This is a genomic window from Actinokineospora sp. (genome assembly GCF_050699995.1).
Classification (GTDB): Bacteria; Actinomycetota; Actinomycetes; order Mycobacteriales; family Pseudonocardiaceae; genus Actinokineospora.
The window spans coordinates 1-7,152 of sequence record NZ_JBOHGC010000276.1; the positions used below are offsets into that span (position 1 = coordinate 1).

8 protein-coding genes are annotated in these 7,152 nt (G+C 68.4%); 3 read left to right on the forward strand and 5 right to left on the reverse strand.

Annotation, left to right across the window (positions count from 1 at the left end; genetic code table 11):
* Positions 1-370: 370 nt before the first annotated feature.
* Positions 371-526, forward strand: a complete 156-nt coding sequence (locus ACRDSQ_RS14030; RefSeq protein ID WP_187222896.1) for a hypothetical protein — start codon at positions 371-373, stop codon at positions 524-526.
* A 72-nt stretch (positions 527-598) separates the two neighbouring features.
* Here ACRDSQ_RS14030 and ACRDSQ_RS14035 read toward each other — a convergent pair whose 3' ends face one another.
* Both ACRDSQ_RS14035 and ACRDSQ_RS14040 read right to left on the reverse strand, forming a co-directional pair.
* A complete protein-coding gene (locus tag ACRDSQ_RS14035; protein WP_431421497.1) occupies positions 599-1,435 on the reverse strand; it encodes an ArsR/SmtB family transcription factor in 837 nt (278 codons plus the stop codon).
* A 90-nt stretch (positions 1,436-1,525) separates the two neighbouring features.
* Complete coding sequence (locus ACRDSQ_RS14040) at positions 1,526-1,741, reverse strand: hypothetical protein (protein ID WP_431421498.1); 216 nt, start codon at positions 1,739-1,741, stop codon at positions 1,526-1,528.
* Between the two features lie 121 nt (positions 1,742-1,862).
* Between ACRDSQ_RS14040 and ACRDSQ_RS14045 the strand changes: the two genes are divergently transcribed.
* Positions 1,863-2,423 (forward strand): copper resistance CopC family protein, encoded by a 561-nt coding sequence (locus tag ACRDSQ_RS14045; RefSeq protein ID WP_431421499.1) that lies wholly within the window; start codon positions 1,863-1,865, stop codon positions 2,421-2,423.
* A gap of 50 nt (positions 2,424-2,473) precedes the next feature.
* Positions 2,474-2,935, forward strand: a complete 462-nt coding sequence (locus ACRDSQ_RS14050; protein WP_431421501.1) for an SRPBCC family protein — start codon at positions 2,474-2,476, stop codon at positions 2,933-2,935.
* Here the strand turns inward: ACRDSQ_RS14050 and ACRDSQ_RS14055 are convergent, their stop codons facing one another.
* The 3 genes from ACRDSQ_RS14055 to ACRDSQ_RS14065 all read right to left on the reverse strand — a co-directional run bounded on the left by ACRDSQ_RS14055 (position 2,936) and on the right by ACRDSQ_RS14065 (position 6,898).
* Positions 2,936-4,255 carry a glycoside hydrolase family 125 protein gene (locus ACRDSQ_RS14055; protein WP_431421503.1) on the reverse strand — a complete coding sequence of 440 codons (1,320 nt, stop codon included), beginning with the start codon at positions 4,253-4,255 and terminating at the stop codon, positions 2,936-2,938.
* Between the two features lie 67 nt (positions 4,256-4,322).
* Positions 4,323-4,709, reverse strand: coding sequence for a VOC family protein (locus tag ACRDSQ_RS14060; protein WP_431421504.1), 387 nt, complete (start codon positions 4,707-4,709; stop codon positions 4,323-4,325).
* Positions 4,710-4,807: 98 nt separating this feature from the next.
* Complete coding sequence (locus tag ACRDSQ_RS14065; RefSeq protein ID WP_431421505.1) at positions 4,808-6,898, reverse strand: M14 family zinc carboxypeptidase; 2,091 nt, start codon at positions 6,896-6,898, stop codon at positions 4,808-4,810.
* Positions 6,899-7,152: the final 254 nt, after the last annotated feature.

The following is a 7,152-nucleotide window of genomic DNA, read 5'->3' on the forward strand; positions in this document are numbered from 1 at the left end:
CTCCCGGACAACGGGCGGTTGTGAAGAACGCCGATGCTTCCCCCATCTCCGGCAATGATCGCCACCATCGCCCCGTGTCACACAAAGATCAACCAACCGTGTCACCGCGAAAAGTGCGAAACCTCAGACGAACGGGTGCATCCGACAACGATAGGGACATGAACTATCCGTGAACAACCGTGTACGCATCGGTTAAGCCGGATGGCCCAAAGTGACGGCCATCAGACGCCCGCCCGGCATTGGCCGGCGATTCACTCGGCGTTGTCCGGCCCGTAGATCACCGCTGTCACGCTCTTCGCCGATCAACCTTTCGCGCTCAGCGTTCACGTCCGACGAATTGTCCAGAATCCTGGCTTCTGACGGAGGAATCATGCGAATCAGGCGATCGGTCGCCGCGTTCATGCTGCTGGCGGCGAGCGCCCTGGGGGCACTTGTCATCGCGGGCACGGCCAACGCGGACGACCCCGAGATGACGCACAACCAGGTGGAAATGACCCACAACGGCACGGACATGACGCACAACTAGTCGGTCTCGAACGAAAGGGCGCCCCTGTGCCCGGGGGCGCCTTTTCCGTTTGTCTCAGTCCTCTTGGCTGTCTCAGTCCTCTTGGTCCGCGACGAGCTTTCCGCCCTCCAGGAACGTCTTCAGCGCCGAGAGGATCATGATCCAGCCGCCGCTGGTGCCCTCGAGCATCTTGCTCTCCGGGGTGTCGAAGCCGTCGTGGGTGATGGTGAGCTTCATGCCCATCATCGGGATCTCGGCGGGCTCGATGTCGAAGGAGACCTTCGAGCGCTCCTTGACGGCCTCCTCGAACTCCTCATCCGAGTCGAACAGGTCGCGGTGCATCGGCTGCAGCCTGTGCCAGGTGTAGGCCAGGCGCTTGCCCGGGACCGCTTCGAGCACCTGCTGGTCCATGTCCTCGTACTCGTCGTCCGGCATGGACTTCCACAGGACCGGCGAGCCGACCTTCCAGTCCGACTTCGGTCCGGTGCCGCCCATGTAGATCTTGATGAACTCGGGGTCGGTGAGCGCGCGGTACAGCTTCTCCGCGGTGGTCTGGATGTAGGTGACGTAGACGAACTCGGGCTTGCTCATCGGAGGTCCTTCCAGGACGTGCTTGAGGTGCGACAGCGCGGCCATCCGGTCGCGCTCGTACTTCCCGATCCACCGGTCGGCGATGTCGTGGATGGGCACGGGATTCAGGTAGTGCAGCTTTTCGCGGCCGTGTTTGACGGTGCTGACGAGCGAGGCGGCCTCGAGCACCGCGAGGTGCTTGCTGACCGCCTGCCTGGTCATCCCCAGGCCCTCGCTGAGCTCGCGCAGGCTCAGCCCGTTGTCGGCGTTGAGCCGGTCGAGCAGCAGCCTGCGGTTCGCGTCGGCGAGAGCCTTGAACACCGCGTCCATGACCGCCCCCTTCGTGGACGACAGAGCCATGATAGGCAACCAAATGGTTGCCTGTCTACTTGTCGGGGACGCTCAGGAGTCGGCCCGCCGTGGCAGCCCGTGGGGCGAAGCCCGCGCTGGTCAGGTGGTCGACGAGGGCACCGCGCATGGCGATACGGTGTCGAACGGATCGAACTCGCCTGCGTCGAGGTCGCCGAGCGCGGCGGTGACGAAGCGCGCCGTCCCGGCCGCGACCGACTCGAGATTGCGGGTGGTCGCGACCGTGATCGCCGTGGCGGACCGGTCGACGCCGACGTAGCGCCCGGTGTCCAGCCGCTGCGGCGGTCTGGTGCGCACGGCGACTCCCTCAGCGGGGAACTGGCGGGTCCTCCTGAACGACCACTCGGGTATAGCAGTCCCGCGTGACACCGGCAGGTCGCGCTTGACGATCACCCGCGCTTCTCGGAAGGCTCCACGCATGGCACACCGCACCAGCCGCGTCGTCGGCGTCCTGTTCAGCGTCATCGCCGCGACCCTGGTGGCCACCGCGACCCCCGCGCTGGCGCACAACTCGCTCAAGTCCAGCGATCCGAAGGCCGACTCGGTGCTCGACGTGGCGCCCGCGGCGGTCACGCTCACCTTCACCGAGGAGCTCACGCCCGGGCAGGCGACGCTCACCGTCACGGGGCCGGATGGGGCGTCGGCATCCGGTGACGCGGCGGTGGCGGGTGTGACGGTGAGCGTGCCGTTCAAGCCGAGCGTTCCCGGCGCCTACAAGGTCGCGTACCGGGTCACCGGGCACGACGGCGACGCGATCTCGAACAGCCTCACCTTCACCCTCAGTGCCGCCGCCGTCCCCACCACGACCACGGTGGCGCCGCCCACGACCACCGCGGCGTCGACGTCGACGGCCACGGCCGTGCGGCCCGAGTCCGACGTGATCGACTCGGACACGCAGTGGTGGCCCGCCGCCGCGGGCGCCCTGGCTCTGGTCGCGATCGGAGTGCTCCTGGTGGTCCGACGCAAGCGCGCCGCGTAGCGCACGATGCGCGATGCGCCGGGCCGCGGTGATCGGGCAGGGTGAACGGCGTGGAGCCCTCCATCTCGCGCAGCACGCCCGTCGCCGCCGGCGCGGAAGACGTGTGGTCCCTGGTCAGCGATCTGCCCCGGATGGGGGAGTTCAGCCCCGAGAACATCGGCGGGTACTGGGTCGACTGCCCCGGCCCCGCGGTGGGCGCCAAGTTCCGCGGCACCAACCGCAATGGCGCCAAGCAGTGGTCGACGCAGGCCACGGTCGTCGAGTGCGTGCCCGGCAGGCTGCTGACCTTCGACGTGCGCACCTCGTTCGGCGTGCGGGTCTCCCGCTGGTCCTACGTGATCGAGCCGACCGACACCGGCTGCGTGCTGACCGAGAACTGGTACCGGGTGGGCAACTGGTTCATCCGGGGATTCCTCGGGCCCAAGGTCACCGGGCGACAGGACCGGCCCGGCTTCAACGTCGAGTCCATCGAGCGCACCCTCGCCGCCGTAAAGGCGCACGCGGAGCGCTGATCACGCCCGCGGGAGGTACTCGGGGCTGCGGCCGCCGCCGAGGCGGTATCCACAGTGGACCAACACGAGCTCGCAGAACATGGAGTTGGCCCAGGAGAACCACTCGCGGGTGAACTTCGTCGGATCGTCGACGTGGAAGCTCTCGTGCATCATCCCAGTGCCACCCGTGGTGTCGAGTAGCAGCGTGATGATGTCAGCCTGTTCCTCGGCGGTCGTGGCAGTCAAACCCCGCACTGCCAACGCGATCGGCCACACGTGGTGGCGCGGCGTGTGCGGGCTGCCGATGCCTTTCGCCGCAATGCCTTGGAAGTAGTACTGGTTGCGCGGGCTGAGCAAGAACTTCCGCGTCGCCTGGTAGACCTCGTCGTCCACGTCGACACAGCCCAGGTACGGCAGTGACAGCAGGCTCGGCACGTTGGCGTCGTCGAGCAGCGCGCTGCCGCCGAAACCGTCGACCTCGTAGGCGAAGATCTCGGTGCCGCCCGGACCCTCGACCGTGGCGTGATCGGCCAGCCCGTCGCTCATCTCCCGGTGCAGGCGGTCGGCGTCGGCGGCGAGGTTGTCGTCGTGCAGCAGCTCACGGGCGATCTCGGCGAGTTGGCGCATCGCCTGCGCCGCGTAGAAGTTGCCGGGCACGTTGAACCCGGCCTCGCAGGCGTCGTCGCTGGGCCGGAACGCGCTCCACACCATGCCGGTGGGCCGGGTCAGTCGGCCCTTCCCATGCCGGTTGAGCGTGTTGCGGCCGGTCGCGAACCGCCCGCCGCGGCGGAACGTGTAGCTCGACCGGTGTTCGTGGTCCTGTTCGGTGGTGAACGTCTGCACGATCCGGGCGGCGGCGACCCGGAACGTCGCCTCACACCAGTCGGTGCTGCCCGCGGACTTCCACAGCGTGTACGCGAAGTCGATGCCGTAGGTCAGCGAGTCGATCTCCCACTTGCGCTCCCAGACGATGGGGTCCATCGGGGTGCGGTCGGAGTGGTGGCCCTGGCCGTTGGGTTCGAGGTTGAACGCGTTGGCGTACGGGTCGATCGAGATGTAGCACCAGTGCCGCAGCAGCAGTCCGTTGAGCAGAGCGAGCAACTCGGGGGCGTCGTCGAGCAGGTAGAGCAGCGGTTTGAGCTGTGCGGCGGAGTCGCGCAGCCACATCGCCGGGATGTCGCCGGTGATGACGAACGTGGTCCCGTCGGGCTGCTCGGACACCGTCGTCTCGGCGGTGTTGCGGAGGAACCTCGTGACGGCGTCGGCGATCTCCACCCGGCCCGTGACCTCGGTGATCCGGGCGGAGACCTTGCCGAGCAGTTCAGCCCTCAGCTGCGCCACGGCGGCCTCCCGGTGATCGGATCCATCATCCGATCTTGCCACCGAACCGGCCGCGGCCACCCGATGATCAAGACTTGGCGGTCTCCCACAGACCCATGACGTTGCCTTCGGGGTCGGTGAAGTACGCCGCGAAACCCATCTCGCCGACCGGCTGCTTGTCGACCACGGTCGTGCCGCCCAGCTCGCCGATCTTCTTCAGGGCGTCCTCGATGCTCTCGACGTCGATGACGATCACCGGCGACCTGAACGATCGCTCGGCGTCGCGCTGGGCCATGCCTCCATTGATGTATCCCGATTCGGTCGGGCCCTGGTCGGAGGTGGGGCCCGAGGAGACGATTGTGTAGTCCATCCCCGGGAACTCCTCGACCTTCCAGCCGAAGGCTTCCTGGTAGAACGTCTTGGCCCGGTCCTGGTCGTCGAACGGGACCTCGAAATGCACCACGCGGCCGCTCATGTCCGTCCCTCCTCAAGAAGTTTCGTACCGTTCGACGGTAGTAGGGGACGCGACAGGGGGCGAGCCGAGCGGCCCGCCCCCTGTCGCCGGTCAGTGGGTCAGGAAGTCGCCCACTTGCTCTGGCACGCCTTCAGGTCGGCTTTGACCTGCTGGCCGCGGTCCACGATCACCGGCACGGTCTCCAGGACCTTGCCGTTCTTCTCGCAGGTCAGCGTCCAGTTCTCGATCAGGCCGCCCACCGTGTGCTCCTCGCCGTCGAACAGCGACGCGGTCATCGTCCAGCTGGGGGTGATCGAGGCGTAGTTGAGGACGCGCAGAACGTAGGTCCCCTGGACCGGGTTGGTCAGCAGCACGCGCTCCTTGACGCCGACCGAGCCCGCGGACTGGCCGACCTGGGTCAGGGCCCCGTCCGCGCCGACGAGGAAGACGGTCAGGTCGAGGTCGTCCGGGGTGGGCCAGTCGAGCTTGACCTCCAAGGCGTCGGCGGCGCGGTCGACCGCGAACGTCTTGTCGGTCTGCATGAGCGGCAGCGTCGTGCCGGTGAAGACCTCCTGCTTCAGCGGCGTCGAGTTGAGCAGGCGGTACTGCCTGGCCTGCACGACCGGGCGGGTCGACGGGTTGACGTGCCAGGTGTAGCGGCCGTCCGGGCCCACCACCATCGACGTGTTCAACCGGTCCGGGATGTGACCCGACCAGGTCGGGGTCGCGAACTCCTTGCGCAGGCGCAGCGTGGCGCCCGCGGGGGCCTTACCGGCGATGACGGAGTGGGTCGCGGTGTCGACCGTGTTGGTGAGCGCGACCAGGTAGGCCTCACGGTTGCCCTTGCCCGCGTACGCGCCCGCGCCCAGGTACTCGTCGATGACCTTCGGGAACGGCGGGTGGAACTCGTCCGGCCCGATCTCGAAGGTGTACCCGAAGCCGCCGGTGGCGTTGTAGGACCAGTCCTCCGTGGTGCCCGTGGTGTCGTAGAGCTCCCAGCCGTGCTGGTTCTTGTACCCGTTCTGCGCGGACATGTTCGCGCCGAGCGCCTTGAGCGCCGCCTCGTCGGGCGCGTCGCCGACCGGCAGGCCGCCGGGTCCGATGGTGTCGGGGTGCACGCCGTTGGGTCGCAGGACCAGGTTGGAGAACGTGTGGTTGGTGATCAGGGTCGTCACGTGGCGGCCGCTGACCAGCTCGCGGATGTTCTGCGTCTCCGGCTCGCTGAACGGGCCCGCGCCCCGGTAGGTCGGGTCGGCGAACAGGTCCGACGCGCCCGGGCCGCCCCAGAAGCCGCCATAGTTGCGGTTGGGGTCGACGCCGATGCCGAAGCCGCCCGGGCTGGTGGCGCCCGCGAGCGCGCAGGTGCCGTCGGGCGTGTCGACGCCGTCGATCACGCGGCAGTTCTTGCGCTTGTACGCGTTGCCCGGGGTGCCGAGGATGGTGGCGGTGCCGCCGTTGTCGGTCTCGCGCAGGTCGATGAGGGCGCCGTCGGTGCGGGAGCGGTCGAACCCGTCGACGTTGACCACGGGAACGACGAGCACCCGTGCCTTGTCCAGCAGGGCGGTGATACGGGAGTCCTGGCCATAGTTCTTCACCAGGTCGTAGGCGAACTCGATCGTGTGCTCGCCCGAGGGCCACTCGCGGGCGTGGTGCACGCCCATGATCGCGAAGACCGGCCTGCCGTCCTCGGCGGCGCGCACGTCGCGGCCGATCTCGATGCCCCGCACGGTGTTCCCGTCGAGGGACTTGTGCGGCAGGTCGAAGGACTTGACGAGGTCCGGCCGCATTGTGACCAGGGCGGCCATGTCGCTGCTGTACTCGGCGAGCGTGCGGTAGGTGTCGCGGCCGCTGGGCAGCGGGGACACGGCGGTGACGTCGGCGTAGGCCTGGTTCGCCGCGTTGACCTGGGCCTCTCGGGCGACCATGTCGGGGATGCGCACCTGCCAGGTCAGCCCGGCCCGCCGCAGGGCGTCGGCGTCGGCGACGGTGTGCAGCACGACCTCGACGTAGTTGTGGCCCGCGTGCTCGGTCAGGTCGAGCCCGAGTCGGGTGAGGAGCGTCTTGTGGGCGCGGGTCGGGGTGTCGACGGTGACCAGCTGGACGGGGAACGCGGTGTTGTCGGCCCCGGCGGGCGCGACGGTGAACGCGACGGCGGCCGCGGCGACCGCGAGCACCGACATCCGCTGGAATCTGGACGAGCGACGGATCACAGGGGAGCTCCTCCGCAACACGGGTCAGGTGACGCCGCGGACCCTCGAGCGCGGCACGGACCTGCGTGGTTCGCCGCCCGTGTGTCATTCAACGACGCCGGTGCTGTTGCGTTACGGCCATCCGGCCCAGGACAGTCGGCGGCCCGACCATTCGGGAAACGCACCGCCCGGCCCTCGGGTCCTGCGGGCGGAGGGCCGGGCAGCGCGCGATAGCGCCTGTCTCGAAGTGCGGGCACACACCCGCACTTCGAGAC

Excerpts from the sequence above, each read along its gene's own strand:
- ACRDSQ_RS14030 (WP_187222896.1), top strand. The coding sequence starts at position 371 with ATGCGAATCAGGCGATCGGTCGCCGCGTTCATGCTGCTGGCGGCGAGC.
- ACRDSQ_RS14035 (WP_431421497.1), bottom strand. The coding sequence starts at position 1,435 with ATGGCTCTGTCGTCCACGAAGGGGGCGGTCATGGACGCGGTGTTCAAG.
- ACRDSQ_RS14045 (WP_431421499.1), top strand. The coding sequence starts at position 1,863 with ATGGCACACCGCACCAGCCGCGTCGTCGGCGTCCTGTTCAGCGTCATC.
- ACRDSQ_RS14060 (WP_431421504.1), bottom strand. The coding sequence starts at position 4,709 with ATGAGCGGCCGCGTGGTGCATTTCGAGGTCCCGTTCGACGACCAGGAC.